Origin of the sequence: Candidatus Clostridium helianthi (assembly GCF_045310795.1) — a bacterium.
Taxonomy (GTDB): Bacteria; Bacillota; Clostridia; order Clostridiales; family Clostridiaceae; genus Clostridium; species Clostridium helianthi.
In genome coordinates, this window is record NZ_JBJIAB010000054.1 from 1 (window position 1) to 16662 (window position 16662).

The 16662-nt window shown below is 31.0% G+C and carries 15 protein-coding genes; all 15 read right to left on the bottom strand.

The window, feature by feature from the left end; all coding sequences use genetic code 11:
* Positions 1-1169 precede the first annotated feature (1169 nt).
* Positions 1170-2012, bottom strand: a complete 843-nt coding sequence (locus tag ACJDTP_RS25085) for an ATP-binding protein (protein ID WP_008423983.1) — start codon at positions 2010-2012, stop codon at positions 1170-1172.
* Positions 2013-2508: 496 nt separating this feature from the next.
* Positions 2509-3306, bottom strand: coding sequence for an urease accessory protein UreD (locus tag ACJDTP_RS25090; RefSeq protein ID WP_008423981.1), 798 nt, complete (start codon positions 3304-3306; stop codon positions 2509-2511).
* Positions 3303-3914 (bottom strand): urease accessory protein UreG, encoded by a 612-nt coding sequence (gene ureG, locus ACJDTP_RS25095; protein WP_008423979.1) that lies wholly within the window; start codon positions 3912-3914, stop codon positions 3303-3305. The genes ACJDTP_RS25090 and ureG overlap by 4 nt, the downstream gene beginning before the upstream one ends.
* Positions 3915-3930: 16 nt before the next feature.
* Entirely contained in the window at positions 3931-4629 is a 699-nt protein-coding gene (locus ACJDTP_RS25100; RefSeq protein ID WP_008423978.1) for an urease accessory protein UreF, read from the bottom strand.
* Between the two features lie 120 nt (positions 4630-4749).
* On the bottom strand, positions 4750-5220 hold the full coding sequence (locus ACJDTP_RS25105) for an urease accessory protein UreE (protein WP_008423976.1): 471 nt from the start codon (positions 5218-5220) through the stop codon (positions 4750-4752).
* Positions 5221-5269: 49 nt separating this feature from the next.
* Positions 5270-6988, bottom strand: a complete 1719-nt coding sequence (ureB, locus tag ACJDTP_RS25110; RefSeq protein WP_008423975.1) for an urease subunit beta — start codon at positions 6986-6988, stop codon at positions 5270-5272.
* Positions 6989-7002: 14 nt separating this feature from the next.
* The gene (gene ureB / locus ACJDTP_RS25115) at positions 7003-7368 is read right to left on the bottom strand and encodes an urease subunit beta (protein ID WP_008423974.1); all 366 of its coding nucleotides are present in this window, start codon (positions 7366-7368) and stop codon (positions 7003-7005) included.
* 20 nt (positions 7369-7388) lie between these two features.
* Complete coding sequence (gene ureA, locus ACJDTP_RS25120) at positions 7389-7691, bottom strand: urease subunit gamma (RefSeq protein ID WP_008423973.1); 303 nt, start codon at positions 7689-7691, stop codon at positions 7389-7391.
* A gap of 81 nt (positions 7692-7772) precedes the next feature.
* Positions 7773-8459 carry an urea ABC transporter ATP-binding subunit UrtE gene (gene urtE, locus ACJDTP_RS25125; RefSeq protein ID WP_008423972.1) on the bottom strand — a complete coding sequence of 229 codons (687 nt, stop codon included), beginning with the start codon at positions 8457-8459 and terminating at the stop codon, positions 7773-7775.
* The gene (gene urtD, locus ACJDTP_RS25130; protein ID WP_008423971.1) at positions 8459-9229 is read right to left on the bottom strand and encodes an urea ABC transporter ATP-binding protein UrtD; all 771 of its coding nucleotides are present in this window, start codon (positions 9227-9229) and stop codon (positions 8459-8461) included. The genes urtE and urtD overlap by 1 nt, the downstream gene beginning before the upstream one ends.
* Before the next feature lie 13 nt (positions 9230-9242).
* Positions 9243-10319, bottom strand: a complete 1077-nt coding sequence (urtC, locus tag ACJDTP_RS25135; RefSeq protein WP_008423970.1) for an urea ABC transporter permease subunit UrtC — start codon at positions 10317-10319, stop codon at positions 9243-9245.
* 17 nt (positions 10320-10336) lie between these two features.
* Positions 10337-11245, bottom strand: a complete 909-nt coding sequence (gene urtB, locus ACJDTP_RS25140; RefSeq protein ID WP_008423969.1) for an urea ABC transporter permease subunit UrtB — start codon at positions 11243-11245, stop codon at positions 10337-10339.
* 162 nt (positions 11246-11407) lie between these two features.
* Entirely contained in the window at positions 11408-12667 is a 1260-nt protein-coding gene (urtA, locus tag ACJDTP_RS25145) for an urea ABC transporter substrate-binding protein (RefSeq protein ID WP_008423968.1), read from the bottom strand.
* A 308-nt stretch (positions 12668-12975) separates the two neighbouring features.
* Positions 12976-14019: a response regulator gene (locus ACJDTP_RS25150; RefSeq protein ID WP_008423967.1), complete on the bottom strand. Its 1044-nt coding sequence runs from the start codon at positions 14017-14019 to the stop codon at positions 12976-12978.
* Complete coding sequence (locus tag ACJDTP_RS25155) at positions 14012-16645, bottom strand: ATP-binding protein (protein ID WP_008423965.1); 2634 nt, start codon at positions 16643-16645, stop codon at positions 14012-14014. Before ACJDTP_RS25155 ends, ACJDTP_RS25150 begins: the two co-directional genes overlap by 8 nt.
* Between the last annotated feature and the right edge of the window lie 17 nt (positions 16646-16662).

Consider the following 16662-nt stretch of genomic DNA (forward strand, 5'->3'; position numbering starts at 1 on the left):
CAAAAGTTTCACGTACGGTGTGAAGCAGGGGAAAAGATGGAGATAATATCAAAGTCTTACCTATTGCTATAATTCATCTAAGTCTTTAGAATTTCTTGCTGTATGACCTGTCCTTTTTTGGGTGATGGATTAAGCGCCCAAATAATTCTTTATACTAAATGTAAAGTCTTGTACTATAAAAAATACGTATATAGGAGTACTTAATATACATGTAGTAATATATAGTTAATTTGATATATAGCTACTTAATAAAAATTATATACTTAATGATAAAATAAAACCTTATGGAGTGGCGTAGCCACAAAGGAGCACGCAGTGCTCCTAGTATATTTATTCCTTGCTGCCGCAGGCCATGAAAACAATAAGAAGTGCAAGCTATAAGACGATACTTTCAAGTAACATATAAAAGAATAATGTAACTTACTCAAAAATACTTAAATCTCTTACTACAGCTTGTACTTCTCTTCATTTGTCTGAGCATAAGCGAGTTAAATTTAATGTAATAGGCAAGCTTTAATTAAACAACTTGCAACTGGACCTATATGATATCAACATACTTTTCTATAAATATTTCAAATAATAATATAAGCTTGTCTATTACTTCCTTTGACTTGAAGGCGAAGCCTTGAAGTCTCTAGCTGCACTTAGAGAAATTGTAGAAGAAAGTAACAATGTAATAGCTTAAAGCGAAGCTTTATGGTATTGCGAATTGTTTCTTTCTGGACTTAAGTTTATTCTGTAAATTTAAGGTTAGAAGGATTGTATATAGAAACATTAGCTTTAAAAACTCTTGATTATCTAAAATAAAACAAAGAAAATGCCAACTCCTTTATTTCTAATTGGCACTTTCTTTTATTTATCTTTACCTACTAGTCACAATTTATTTTTACTAGTTCTTATTATTTAAATTTATTTCTTAATCTTTCTCTGCATTATAATAAGACTACTTGTGCATTTTAAATTTTTACTAGAGCATTCTAAAAACATAATTTTGTATTAATTCTATTAGTTATTACATGTATACTAGAGCATTTTGAATCTTTACTAGTACAAATTTAATTTCTATACTTACAAAATTTAAGCCCTTCCTCTTCTCTACTAGTGCATATTAATTTTTTGCTAGAACATTTGATTAATATACAATCCCATTCCCGATTTTATTAATAGTATTAATTTTGTTTTTCATTACTAATCTTATAATATTGCTTTGGATCATTTTTGGATGTACCATTCCATTCTAGTATCTTCTTATCTCTTAATGTATTTAAGATTTTTCTGGTAACCCTTATATCTCTTCCTAATTCATCCTCTAACATTTTAGTCGTAACTTTATTATGTTTATAAGCAAGTTCAATTGCTGTTATTTCATCTGATGATAGAGTATCCCATAATTCTGGAGTAAACTGCGCTGACATTTGCTCCATATTTCTAATCTTTCTCATGACTATATTATTTTTTAAAGTTAATTTTAAAGAATTCATATTTGGTTCAGAAAACTTAGGCTCATCTAAGAAATAATCACTCATTTCTTTATATATTCTCTTAACACCTTCATTTAATTCCTTAACCCATCCAAACTCAGATAATACACGAGCTATTTTAGGATTTCTTGAATATCTGGTATATTTTAAGTTCTTAATATTTACTATGTTAGGTAACTTTCCCGGACTTAAAATTTCAAGTCTGTCATCATACATTATTACTTTAATATGCTCTCCCTTAATGGAATAATCTCTATGAGTAACTGCGTTTACTATTCCTTCCTGCCATGCAAATTCAGGATATTCTGTTACTATATCAAATTTCCCTGTCTTAGGATTTAATGATTGAAAATCTCTCAACTGAGCAGCAATTACAGACTTTGCTTCCTCTAACATTTTGTGAAGAGGTCCATAAATGCTAATATCCTTAATAATATTCATTTCAGTTCCAACTTTACCTTCTAAACCATCATATCTTATAAACCTTATTCTACAGCTAGGAAAAAACTTTTCTGGATTTTTTGCAAACAATACTGCTCCTGCTACTGTTAATTTATCTTCATATATAAATCCTCTAGCATCTAATATTTCTTCATCAGTTAAAGTTGAAGCTTGTCCAAAAACTCATATAAGTCACTAGAATTTCTTGCTGATGAATAGACCTGTCCTTTTTTTTTGTGATGGTTAAAGCGCCAAAATAATTTCTCTTGTTAAAATCTTATACTCTCGCAATAACAGATATATTAATAATTAAAAACACTAATAGGTTGGATTACCAGCTCCAACAAATATATTTTCAATTGTTCCAGCCCTTTAGGGCTAGGACAATTTCCTTGCTGGCGCAGGCAATAAAATCACTGAAAAGTGCAAGCTATATACCTATGCTAACGATAATATATACTTATTAAATATACTTATAAATAAAACTATAGAGGCTCTATTTTGCTTGTACTTTTCTTCCCTTGTCTGAGCAAAGCGAGTTAATATTAAAGGAATAATCTTTATTTTTTTATAAACTTTACTATTTTTACACCTCTAATAATTTAGTTATTTCCTCGCAAATATTTATCAACTTTTGAGATGTGGTTCCTAATATTTTAATAATAATATCATTGTTTTGTAATGTTGATACTCCGCCTTGAACCTCATCACATTCGTCAATTATATTTCTTGCCTGCTCAATAAATGAATCCTCTTTGTTAAAGTTAACTATAATCATATTAGCAATGTGTGTATATCCTTCAAACATTCCTATGCTGCTCATATTAAATAAGTATTTATCATATACAGTATTGTCTCTGTAAATCAGCCTACATTTTTTTTTCACTTCTAAATAAGAGTTATAATGGTTAAATAAAAATTTTTCACCCATAGCGCTTCTACCGCAAGTAATTATCTCATTAAAAATTAATCTTGAACTATCGTCTTCTAAATTAATTTTAGTTATGCTATCAAAAGATGAATCTGCGAAAGGTATAGTAGGTAGTGGGTTATATTTCAAATAAGCATCTTTACCTACTGAAATATTACAGCATCTCGAAGCATTTCCGCTTTTCATTTTATGAATTTTTTCATATGATTGAGAAATAACTTCAACTTTGGTTTCATCACCTATTTTTATATCTATATTTTGAGTATCTCCTTCCATTATTCCAGCTGATACTGATAATAACATTACTTTAATATAATCATCACTTATATAAAATGGTGACATTATTTTAAAAGGTGCAGTGAAATAGATATTATCTAAAATAGTCTTATTTTCTTTCTTTATCGATGATATATTTAAAACTGATGTTTTTCCAAAGGAATTTTTTAGACTCATTTTAATTCCTCAAATAATACATTGCTTTTTATCCAGCTAATAACCTCATCCACACCTTTATTTCCTAAGATATTTGTAAATAAGAATGGTCGTGTTCCTCTCATTTTCTTCGAATCTCTTTCCATCACTTCAAGACTTGCTCCAACATATGGTGCCAAATCTATTTTATTTATAATTAATAAGTCAGAACGTGTAATTCCTGGCCCGCCTTTACGAGGAATTTTATCCCCTTCTGCTACATCTATTACAAATATTGTTGCATCTACAAGTTCTGGACTAAAAGTAGCCGAAAGGTTGTCCCCTCCACTTTCAATAAAGATAAGCTCTATATCTGGAAATCTCTCTACAATTTCATCTACGGCTTCTAAATTCATGGATGCATCTTCACGAATTGCAGTATGTGGACAGCCTCCAGTTTCTACTCCAATAATTCTCTCTCTTGGTAATACGCTGTTTTTACATAAAAATTCCGCATCTTCTTTTGTATAAATATCATTTGTTATAACACCTATACTATATTCCTTTGTTAATGTCCTTGTTAATACTTCTATTAACGCAGTTTTTCCAGACCCTACAGGACCTGCTATTCCTATCTTAGTATAAGACATTTTTATCTCTCCTTTTTTATGACATGTAAAGTCTTGAATATAATGATTCATGCTGCATACACCTTATATCAAATCCTGGTGTAGATAAACAAAGTTTTTCTATTGTAAGATTTTCAAGTTGACTTAATATTTCTTCAAATATACAGTAACTCCTATATAGAAGCTGTTGTCCTTGAGTTTGACTTAGTGGAACTAATTTTACACAGTTTGTTATGCATGCAGAAGTCTGTGAATATAAAAAGGCTTCTAAAGCCATCCCCTTATCTATTCCAACAGCTGCACAAAATACTCCATATGAAACTGCATAAGTCTGTGTCATATTTTTTACTGTAGATGAACTGGAATATTTATTAAAAATATCACTTTCATATTCTACGGTTATATTATTTAAAGTTTTTATAAATCTTGAACTTAACTTTAAGGATGCATTTCTTATTTCTAAAGGTGTTTTACTTGCAATAATTATTTCATCTAACTCTGACAATTTTTCCAAATCATTACTTTGAGCATATTCGAAAGCTAATTTAACTGCTAACAGCTCTGTATATAGAAAATTATATTTTATATTATTCTCTATGTATCTAAATGCAGTTTCCGCATCACAAATTATGTTCTTCTGCACATAGGTTTCAATGCCGTAAGAATGCGAGTATGCTCCAATTGGAAATAATCCATCATTTATCTGCAATAAAATAAATGTCTTCCTACTATCCATTCCTAATTTCCTTTCCGCTAAGGCAAATGGAAAGAAATAACAGACCAAATAAACGAGTTTACTGGTTTATTATTTTTTTCATTGTGCCCAATAATTTAAGCTTATTAAGTATATAAATTATTAATGGCTGTGGGAATTAATTGATGATGATATACTCCTGCTAAAATCCAATTTAATATCTCTCTTTTCCACTTTTAAACCTAATTTTTCTAGCATAACCTTCATTGGCTCATTATACGGTGTAATAAGCTCATGATGATTTTCTCCCCAAAATAACGTCGCATGTTTGTTCCCTATTTCATAGCATACTTTAGGAAGAAGATGATGATCTCCAACAGTTATTAATAATGCTTCACATGGTGGTATATTAACTGCAACAACATGTTCACCGTCAACTGCTAAAACATCATCTTGGTTTAAACCTTTAGTAAGAATTTCATTACCTAATTTCATACCGATTTCTCTGCCATTTTGTGAATTTTTTTTATGAAGTTTCTTAAAAGCTTCATGCCATTCTATATCAACATAATCTACTTTATATCCTTTAAATCTATCTTCACTTAATTTCCCTATTACTTCTTCAATAATCATTTATAAGTCCTCCAAACTAAATTCATAGATTAATAACATGTGAGTATAATTAAAATAAATTATACAACTGTGCTAAAGGAAGCTTTTTTGCTGGTTCACAACTCAATGTCTCCCCATCCGCTTTTACCTCATAAGTTTCTGGATCTACAGTAATATCAGGAGTTGCATCATTTAATTTCATGTCTTTCTTTCCAATATTTCTACAGTTTTCTACTGGTAATACTAGCTTTTGTAATCCTAGCTTTTCCTTTATATCATTATCAAAAGCTGCTTTTGAAACAAAAGTTATACAAGTATCATATTTCGCTTTTCCATGAGTCCCAAACATATGTCTATAAGTTATTGGCTGAGTAGTTGGAATGGATGCATTGGCATCTCCCATTTTTGCAGCGATAATCATTCCATTTTTTATTATTATGTCAGGTTTCACACCAAAGAAAGCTGGATTCCATATAACCAAATCTGCAAATTTACCCTCTTCTACAGATCCAACATACTTGGATATTCCATGAGTTATAGCCGGATTAATAGTATATTTTGCTATATATCTTTTAGCTCTAAAATTATCATTTTCTGCTCTATCTTCCGGTAATCTTCCTCTCTGTTCCTTCATTTTATGTGCTGTCTGCCAAGTTCTTGTAATGACTTCACCAACTCTTCCCATCGCCTGTGAATCTGAACTCATCATACTAAATACACCTAAATCATGAAGTATATCTTCTGCTGCAATAGTTTCTGGACGTATTCTAGAATCTGCAAAAGCGACATCTTCTGGAATTTTGTTATCTAAATGGTGACATACCATAAGCATATCTAAATGTTCATCAAGAGTATTTATTGTAAATGGCATAGTTGGATTAGTTGATGAAGGAAGTATGTTAGGAAATGCTGCTGCTTTTATAATGTCAGGCGCATGTCCACCTCCTGCTCCTTCTGTGTGATAAGTATGAATAGTTCTACCATTAATTGCTTCTATAGTATCTTCAACACATCCACCTTCATTTAAAGTATCAGTATGTATTGCCACTTGAACATCATATTTGTCAGCAACATTTAAACATCTATCTATTACTGCAGGTGTTGATCCCCAGTCTTCATGTATTTTAAGTCCTATGGCTCCAGCCTTAACTTGCTCTTCAAGTGGTTTTTCACTTGAACAATTTCCTTTTCCTAAAAAGCCTAAATTCATAGGATATTCTTCTGCTGCCCTTAGCATTCTAGACATATTCCAAGGTCCTGGAGTACATGTAGTAGCATTTGTTCCATCTGCTGGCCCCGTTCCTCCCCCAATCATAGTCGTAACTCCACTGAAAAGTGCAGTGTCTATCTGATCAGGACATATAAAATGGATATGTGTATCTATTCCTCCTGGAGTTATTATTAGCCCTTCTCCTGCAATTGCCTCTGTAGATGCACCAACTGTCATTCCTTCAGTTACTCCATCCATTATATCTGGGTTTCCTGCTTTTCCTATTGCTCTTATTTTTCCATCCTTTATTCCTATATCTGCTTTCAAAATGCCTTTATAGTCAAGTATAACTGCATTAGTTATTACTAAATCCAAGTCTCCATCTTCGCTAGTAGTATTTACAGACTGTCCCATTCCATCACGTATGGTTTTTCCTCCACCAAACTTAATCTCATCCCCATAAACTGTATAATCTTTTTCTATTTCAATTAGTAAATTTGTATCAGCCAACCTTATCTTATCTCCTGTTGTAGGACCAAACATCATGGCATAATCCTTTGATGACATCTTAAAACTCATTTTCCAAGCCCCCTTTATTCCTTTATGAATCCTCTCTTTTTAGCTTCTTCCAATGCTTTTTCCAGCACCTCTTCATTTATTTCTCCCTGGGTTAAAGCATTTAATCCATAAGATTGTTTCTTTCCGCCTAATTCAACTAAAGATACTTCCTTTTCCTCCCCTGGTTCAAATCGCACTGAAGTACCCGAAGGTATATTCAATCTCATTCCAAAGGCTTTTTCTCTATTGAAACTTAAAAGCTTGTTAACTTCAAAAAAATGAAAATGGGACCCAACCTGTATTGGTCTGTCACCAATATTCGCCACTTTCACATTTACTGTTCTCCTTCCTTCATTTATTGTAATTTCTCCGCCTTTACAAATAATTTCTCCGACTTTCATAAATACTTTGACACCACCTTTTACTTTATTGGATTATGCACTGTAACTAACTTTGTTCCATCTGGAAATGTTGCTTCAACTTGTACTTCATGTACCATATCTGCTACTCCATCCATTACATCTTCTTTGCTCAAAAGTGTTGTACCTATCTGCATTAATTCAACTACTTCTTTCCCATCTCTTGCAAGTTCCATAAGTTCTGCACTAATATATGCTACTGCCTCTACATAATTCAGCTTAAGTCCTCTATTCTTTCTTTTTGCCGCCAGCTCTCCTGCAAAATGTAACATTAATTTTTCTGTCTCTTTTGGTGTTAATCTCATTTTATATCACACTTCCATTTCATTTAAAATAAAACCTCTGTAATGCACAATTCACAATAATCAATGATTAATTCTCAACTTTTATAGGGACATAGTTGCTTGAAGTGCATCGTGATCTAAATTATCAGGCTCACCCTCAATTGTAATGCGCCCATTTTCCATTATATAGCAATAATCTGCTATTTCAAGCACAAATTCTAAATATTGTTCGACAATTAGAACTGCCATATCTGATTTTAATTTTGTAATAACACGTCCAATTTCTTGTATAATCGAAGGCTGAATTCCTTCAGTTGGCTCATCTAAAATTAGTACCTTAGGATTAGCTAAAATTGCTCTGGCTATAGCAAGCTGCTGCTGCTGACCTCCTGATAATGCATCACCTTTACGATGCAAGAATTCCTTAAGAATTGGAAATGTTTCATAAATAGAATCTGGTATCACGCCTTTGCCATTTTTAGCTTCTAACCCTAACAATAGATTTTCTTCTACTGTTAATTGCGGAAAAATTTCACGTCCCTGTGGCACATATCCAATTCCACATTTTACTCTTTCATAAGTAGGCAATTTAATAATGCTCTTATTATCTAATTTAATATTTCCATTTGGAGTACTTATGAGCCCCATAATAGCTCTCATTGTGGTCGTCTTTCCTGCACCATTACGGCCTACTAAGCAAGTAACCTTCCCTTTTAGTGCTTCTAGGTTTACTTTCCTAAGTATCATTCCCTCACCATAAGTAGCATTCAAATCTGTTAATTTAAGCATTATCTCTCACCTCCGCGTCCTAAATATACACTTATTACTTCTTCATTTGACTGAACAGAATCCATAGTCCCTTCATCAAGAACTTGTCCTTCATGAAATACAGTAACACTGTCAGATACATCCTTTGCAAACTTCATATCATGTTCCACTACAATAACTGATGATTCTTTTTTTATTTTGTGTAAAAGCTCTGCTGTTTTTTCAGTTTCTTTTCTTCCCATGCCTGCTACTGGTTCATCTAAAAGCATAAGCTTTGGTTTTGTAACCATAATCATTGCAATCTCCAGCCATTGTTTTTCCCCGTGGGATAATAATGTTGGATAATACGAACGTTTTTCTTCAAGTCCTACTGCTTGTAATACATAATCAATATATTCTAAACTTTCTTTAGATAATTTATCAAAAATCGCTGAACGTACAGAATGATTTTTTGCAGCTGCAAGCTCCATGTTTTCTTGTATGGTAATTCCGGTAAATACACTTGGTGCTTGAAATTTACGTCCAATTCCCAATTCCGCTATCTTATGCTCTTTCATCTTAGATACTTCGTATTCTCCTTTATATATAATTTTCCCATTTGAAATCTTATTTTTACCACAAATTGCATCTAATATTGTTGTTTTACCGGCACCATTAGGCCCAATAAAAAAGCGAACTTCTTTTTCTTGAACTTTTGTTGAAACATTTTTTATTGCCTTAAAATCTCCAAATTTAATACTGATATTTTCAATAGTTAAGATTGCTTTCTTAGTTTCATTCTGGCTTGACATATTACTTCCTCCTCTATACAGTAATAGGCTGCTCTTGTTCTTGTTTCTTTTTTCTTAACTTCTTTTTTAACTTTGTAGATACATCCTTTAAAGAAATAATTCCTCCTGGAAGCCAAAGAATTACAACTACAAATACGACTCCTATAAAATATGACCAAATATCAGGGAAATTCTCACTTACTATTGTTTTTATACCATTAATAGATAATGCTCCTATAATAGGTCCAACTAATGTTCCCTTTCCTCCAATAGCAACCCAGATAATCATTTCTACCGATGGAGTTACTCCTACTTCTGCTGGTGATATAATGCCAACCTGAGTAACATATAAAGCTCCGGCAATTCCAGCAATAAAAGCTGATAATGCATATACAAAAACTTTATAGTTAGCTGGATTATATCCTGTAAATCTCGCTCTATTCTCACCATCTCGAATTGCAATAAATATTTTACCTACTCTTCGGTTAATTAAAAACTTACAAAGAATAAAAATTGCAGCTAAAAATATTAATGTTATATAAAAGAGTACAAACTTTGTTAAATTTGAATTAATATTTCTTCCAAATATAGTTGAGAAATTTGTTAGACCATTTGATCCTCCTGTATAAGACTGCATTCCAATTAACAGCACAGATAATATCATTGCTAATGCTTGTGAAAGTATTGAAAAATATACACCTTTAATGCGGTTAACAAAAGTTAAATATCCGATTATAACAGCAAGAATCACAGGTACTACAGCTATAGCTGTCATACTAAATGCCGCATTTGAAAAAGGCTTCCAAAAGAAAGGTAATTTTTCTACTCCGCTCCATTGCATAAAATCAGGTAATCCTCCATGCGCTGCCTCTAATTTTAAGTACATTGCCATACAATATGCCCCAATTCCAAAATAAACACCATGTCCAAGACTTAGTATTCCTGTATATCCCCAAATCATATCAAGCCCTATAGCTACAATTGCAAAGCACATATATTTTCCTAATAAGTTAATACGAAACATTGTCATATATATGGGTGCTGTTGCTAGAAATATAAATATAATAATTGCTATGATTGTTTTCCAATCAAGTTTTTTGCTTAGTATCATATTCTTCACCTCCATTTTTAATCATCAAGAGCTCTAGTATTTACTGTAAAGATCCCTTTAGGTTTAAATTGAAGAACAATTATAACACAGATAAATACTATTACTTTTCCCATAGATGCATCTGTTAGAAACTCAAATGCTGTGCCCCCAATTCCAATAAAGGAAGAACCTATAATTGTTCCTATAATGCTTCCTACCCCGCCAACAACTACTGTCATAAATGTATCTACAATATAGTTTGTACCAAGTGTTGGTCCAATAGCTCCAATCCATGAAAGTGCACATCCTGCAATACCTGCAAGACCTGATCCAATAGCAAAAGTTCCTGCATCGATCAGTTTTGTATTAACCCCTAAACTTGCAGCCATATTTCTATTTTGCATAACTGCTCTGATATTTCTGCCTTGTCTTGTTTTATACATCCATAAGTAAACTCCTACTAAACATGTAATTGCAATTGCCAATATAAATAAGCGTTTATAAGGAAGTATTATGACACTAGTAATCTTTAAATTATTCTCAAGAAAAGTTGGTGCTTTAACTCCAACATTAGGAGATCCAAATATAGTTCTTGCAAGCTGTTGAAGAATTAAACTTATTCCCCAAGTTACTAATAAACTATCTGCAGCTTTACTATATAAATGACGAATAATTAATCTTTCTAATATTAATCCAAATGCTCCTGCAATAACAAATGAAGCAATAATTGCTACTAAACAATATAAATTAAAATAATTTTCTGATACGTATTTTTGAAATATAATTTGTACAACGTAAGTAGTATAGGCACCAATCATAATAAATTCACCATGTGCCATATTAATCACTCCCATGAGACCAAATGTGATAGCAAGTCCAATTGCCGCTAAGAGTAAAATTGAGCTTACACTTATACCATTAAATAATTGCATTATTAATATTTCCATTTTTACCACTCCTTCTACATGATGAATATTACTTACCTCACTTTTCTTACAAAATTCCTTAATTTATGTTGAAGTATTATTTTTTTACGATATATTTAATACATAATATTAGTGTTTATGGAGAGAGCTTCCTGGTTTTAGAAGCTCTCATAAGTTTAAGTATTATTTTGCATTAGCAGATAACCCTTGAGCCCAGTCATATCCTTTTAAATATGGATCTGGTTTTACTGGCTGATCTGTACTCCAAACTTCATCAATAAGACCATTAGAATTTACTTTACCAATTCTAACAGGCTTGTATAGGTGTTGATTATCTCCATCAATAGTAACTTTTCCTTCTGGTGCGTCAAAGCTTATTCCAGCTGCGGCTTTCTTTACTGCATCTACATCAATTGATCCTGCTTTTTTAACTGCTGCTGCCCATAAGTAAACTGCATTATAACCAGCTTCTATTGGGTCATCTGTAACTCTGTCTTGTCCATATTCCGCTTTATAAGCTTCTACAAATTTCTTGTTTTGTTCAGTTTGAGTTGTTTGATAATAATTCCAGGCAACTAAGTGTCCCTCCATATAAGATGCTCCTATGCCAGCTACTTCTTCTTCTGCAACAGATACAGAACAAGTTTGTACTTGATCAGGTGTTAATCCTGAATCTTTAAATTGTTTAAAGAATGCTACATTTGAATCGCCATTTAAAGTATTAAATACGAAATCTGGTTTTGTATCTTTTATCTTATTTATGATAGTTGTGTAATCAGTGTATCCCATTGGCGTATATTCCTCACCAACTATTTCTGCACCAAGTGATTTTGCTTGTGCTTTTATAATTGCATTAGCTGTTCTTGGAAATACATAATCAGAACCTACTAAAAAGATTTTTTTACCTCTATTTTTTACTAAATACTCAATCGCAGGAACAATTTGTTGATTTGGAGCTGCACCTGTGTAGAAAATATTTGGAGATGATTCTTGACCTTCATATTGTACTGGATACCATAACAATCCCTTGTTACTTTCAAATACTGGTAATACAGCTTTTCTACTTGCAGAAGTCCAACAGCCAAATACTGTAGCAACATTATCTTTTGTCAATAATTTTTGTGCTTTTTCTGCAAAAGTAGCTGGATCTGAAGCTCCATCTTCAACTACTGTTTCTATCTGTTTTCCTAGAACACCGCCTGATGCATTTATTTCTTTGATTGCAAGAAGCTCAGCATCTCTTACGGAAGTTTCACTCATTGCCATTGTCCCACTTAATGAATGGAGAATACCTACTTTAATTGTTTCACCACTGCTTGCAGATGCTGAATTATTTTTGTCTGATCCCTTATCTTCATTTAATGCACATCCAGCTACTCCGAATGCCATTGTTGCTGATAAAGCTACTGCTAGTAGTGTTCTTAATAATCTTTGTTTCTTCATACTATTATCCCCTTTTTATTTTTTTATTAAATAAAGGCGTCTAAAATTAAAAAGAATTTTAGACGCCTTTGCCATGCAAATTTTATTATCAATATAACTTAGGAATATAAAAAATAAGCTTTAAGACTTCTTTGCCTTGATTTTTCTAAAAATAAAAAGTGCTTTATATAAAAATCAATTTTTATATAAAGCACCATTGCTTCTAAATATTCCGTTCAGTTATTTAACTTGATATTATCATACTTTATTTAGGCTCGAAAAAAAACCTAATAATTCAGATATTTTCCTATACTTTTCCGTTCTTTCAGTTATACAATCAGTTGTTTCCTATACTGCATTGGTGTAAGTCCAACATTATTTTTAAATAGTTTTGAAAAATAATCTACTGTAGAATAACCTAAAAATTCACTTATTTCGTATACTTTCATATTACTATCTTGTAGCATTTTCTTTGCATATTGAATTTTTACTTTGGTACAGTATTCTCCCAGAGTCATGCCTAATTTACTACGGAATAATTTTCCCATATAATCTTTACTTAACCCTACCTCTGACGATACTACATCTAATATCTTATCATTGCTTATATGTTCAACTATAATTGAACATATCTTATTAATTACGCTGTCATACTTATTTAATTCATATTGTTTTACAATAGACTGCAAGCTTTCCACCAAAACCTCTACCTCGAACGTAAATTGTCCATCTTGTGAAATCACTTTGAAATCTTCTATATAAGTAATCCAAGGAAAAGTATTACATATTCTATTCCAAATTTCATGTAATATTATATTATTAATCAACTTTGGATATATTTCATTTTTCTCGGGGAATAACTCTTCTAATTCTCTATAAAACTCCCCTATTAATTGGCTTTTGCTTCTTTCATAATGGATTATATGATTATACCATTGCTGTATTTTTGCCTCTGAAATAGAATCATCAGAAATTATTTTCTTTGTTTCTTTTTCATTTTCTAAAAGCAGCTTTTCAGTTCTAAAAAGAGCTTTTGATAAATCTTCTTCTGAAAATGGTTTTACTATATAATCTATTGCACCTAATTGTAACCCTTTTTTAGCATATTCAAAATCACTATATGTACTTGATAAGATAACTGCCGTTTTATCTCCATTTTCTCTCATGATTTTAATTAATTCTAAGCCGTCTATTATTGGCATTCTTATATCTGTAATAATTAAATCAAAGGTTTCCTTTTCTAAAATTTCTAGTGCTTCTTTGCCATTTCTAGCCTGACTTTTAATTTTAAAATTACTATTATTCCATAATTTAAATTTTGATGCTATAAAGCCTATACATTCATCATCATCTACAAAAAGAATCTCATACATTGCTATTATCCCCTATTTCATTTAATATATAATACGCTTTGTCCAAATCATATTTTTCAATATATTCTTGCAGTTCTTTGAATAAATTTTTACTAAAGTTCTTCCTAAATAAATCTTTGCTAGATTCAAAAATATTAACTGCTTCAATGTCACTAAATTTTAAGTATTTCATAAATTCATTAAGAACTTCGTTAAAACTTTTATTTGAATCTAAATCAATATCTGTTTCCTCTTTACTAAAGGACACTTTTTCTAATAAAATCCTTATGGCTTCTATTGTTTTATCAAAGTTATCTATAAACTCTTCTATATGTAAATTTATTTTACTGCCTGAATATTGTTCAGATTTTAATTCTTCTTCTAGTTCTATTATACTTTTTCTTACTATATTCCCCCCAATGCTGCCACAGACTCCTTTTAACATATGCAATTGTTCTTTTACATTTTGATAATCTTCTGTTTCAATGAAATGTTTCAAAATATTCACTTCATCTTTATGCTTTTCTATAAAGGAGCTTAAAAGTTCAAAATATAATTCTTCATTGCCATTTAAGTTTTTTATAACACTGCCTGCCATAAGATACTTACTATCATATTCTTTGGCTGCTTTATTTACTGATTCATTTATTATTTCTATTTTATCATTTTCAAAATATTTTCTTAAAATCCTAATAATATGATCTAAATTTAAAGGTTTAGTTATAAAATCATCCATTCCAGCTTCTTTTGCTCTTTTAACTGAGTTATTTTCAGCATCTGCTGTCAATGCAATTATATACGTAAATCTATTTTCTTCTAATTTTCTAATCGCTCTAGCTGTTTTATATCCATCCATTCCAGACATTCTGATATCCATAAAAATAACATCGAATTTTATCTTTCTAGACAGTTCAATTGCTTTCTGACCGCTTTTAGCAACAGTCACCCTTAAGCCTAAAGATCTGAGCATTTCCTTTTCTACCGCTTGATTAATCTCATTATCTTCCACTAGAAGTATCTGCTTTCCTTTAAATTTCATATTTTTTTCTGAGTTAATTTTTTTATCTTCTAATACAGCTTCTTTTTCTCCAATTTCAAAATTTACTTCAATAGTAAATTTTGAACCTTTACCATAAACACTATCAACTGTAATCTTCCCATTAAATAAGTCTATTATTTTTTTACATATAGAAAGACCAAGTCCAGTACCTCCATATTTTCTTGTAATGGATACATCTGATTGCTCAAAGGCCTCAAAAATTCTTTTCTTGTCTTCTTCTAATATACCTATTCCAGTATCTTCAATCTCAAAAGTTAATTTTACTTTATTTACTTCCATCGTAGCTGATGAAACTTTTACAGTAACTCCACCTTTACTAGTAAACTTAATAGCATTAGATATGATATTGTTTAGGACTTGATTTAATTTTAAGGAATCCCCTTTAACATAGCGTGGTACATCTTTATCAATATCAAATTTTAGATAAAGACCTTTATTTAAAGCAGTATATGAAAATATCTGATTTTCCTCTTCTAAAAATTCGTCTAAATCAAAAGATATGTTTTCTAATTGCATCTTGTTATTTTCTAACTTAGAAAAATCAAGAATGTTATTAATAATCTGTAATAATCCCTTTGCTGCCAACTTACTGTTTTTAATATATTGCCTTTGCTCTGAATTAAGCGAAGTTTCTTCTAATAAATATTCATATCCCATAATTATATTAAGTGGAGTTCTTATTTCATGGCTCATACTGGCTAAAAATTGACTTTTAGCTTTATTTGCTTCCAATAAACTTCTATATAAGTCATTAAATTTTTCCGCAAACAAGTATAATTCCTTTGAACCTTGTGGCTCTAACATAGCTTCAGCATTATTGAAACTTCCATCCTTTAGTTTTTTTGTATAGTTTTGAATAGGAAAAATAAAAAATACATAAGAAATAACCAAAACCAAACATACTAAAATTAAGCTTAAAAAAAGTAATATTATCTGCACAATAAGTGCATGAGTGGTTCTTTCTCTATTTTGATTAAGCTCATCTTCTAATCTTGCATTCATAGTCTCATTAAATTTATCAATTGCATCTGTAATTATTTTTTTATTTATAGTATACTCTTCTCCTAATATAAGCTGTCTGGCCTTTTCTAACTTTTCCTCATTGCTCAATCCCCTATCTACTACATTCAACTTATATTGTCGAACTTCCTTAGGTAAGTTTTCTTCATCTATGTTCATAGTATCTAATACAAGACGCATAGATTTTATTTCAGAATCCATTAAAAAATCAGAATAATCCTTTGCAAGGTAAATCAACCGTTCTTCAGACTCGGGTAAATTCAAAGAAGATAAAGCTTCAATAACTTTTTCTCTATTTCTATCAATCTTTACTTCCTTCCAATAATTATTTAAATGTTCTATATCTTTAGTAACTGCAAATTTTCTAACTTCTTCTGTCAAATCATCTGATGCTGTATCTAGTATACTACCCATGGTTTGATATTGTGTTTTCCTTTTCTCTGTTTCTTGTTCAGCTTGTACACTGGAGCGTATGTATGTAAAACTGTCAATAATCAAAAATACAATAAAACAAAAGGCTATAGAAATAATAATATTTATATTTTTCTGGCTTACGGAATATTTCATAATAGTGCACCTCTTAC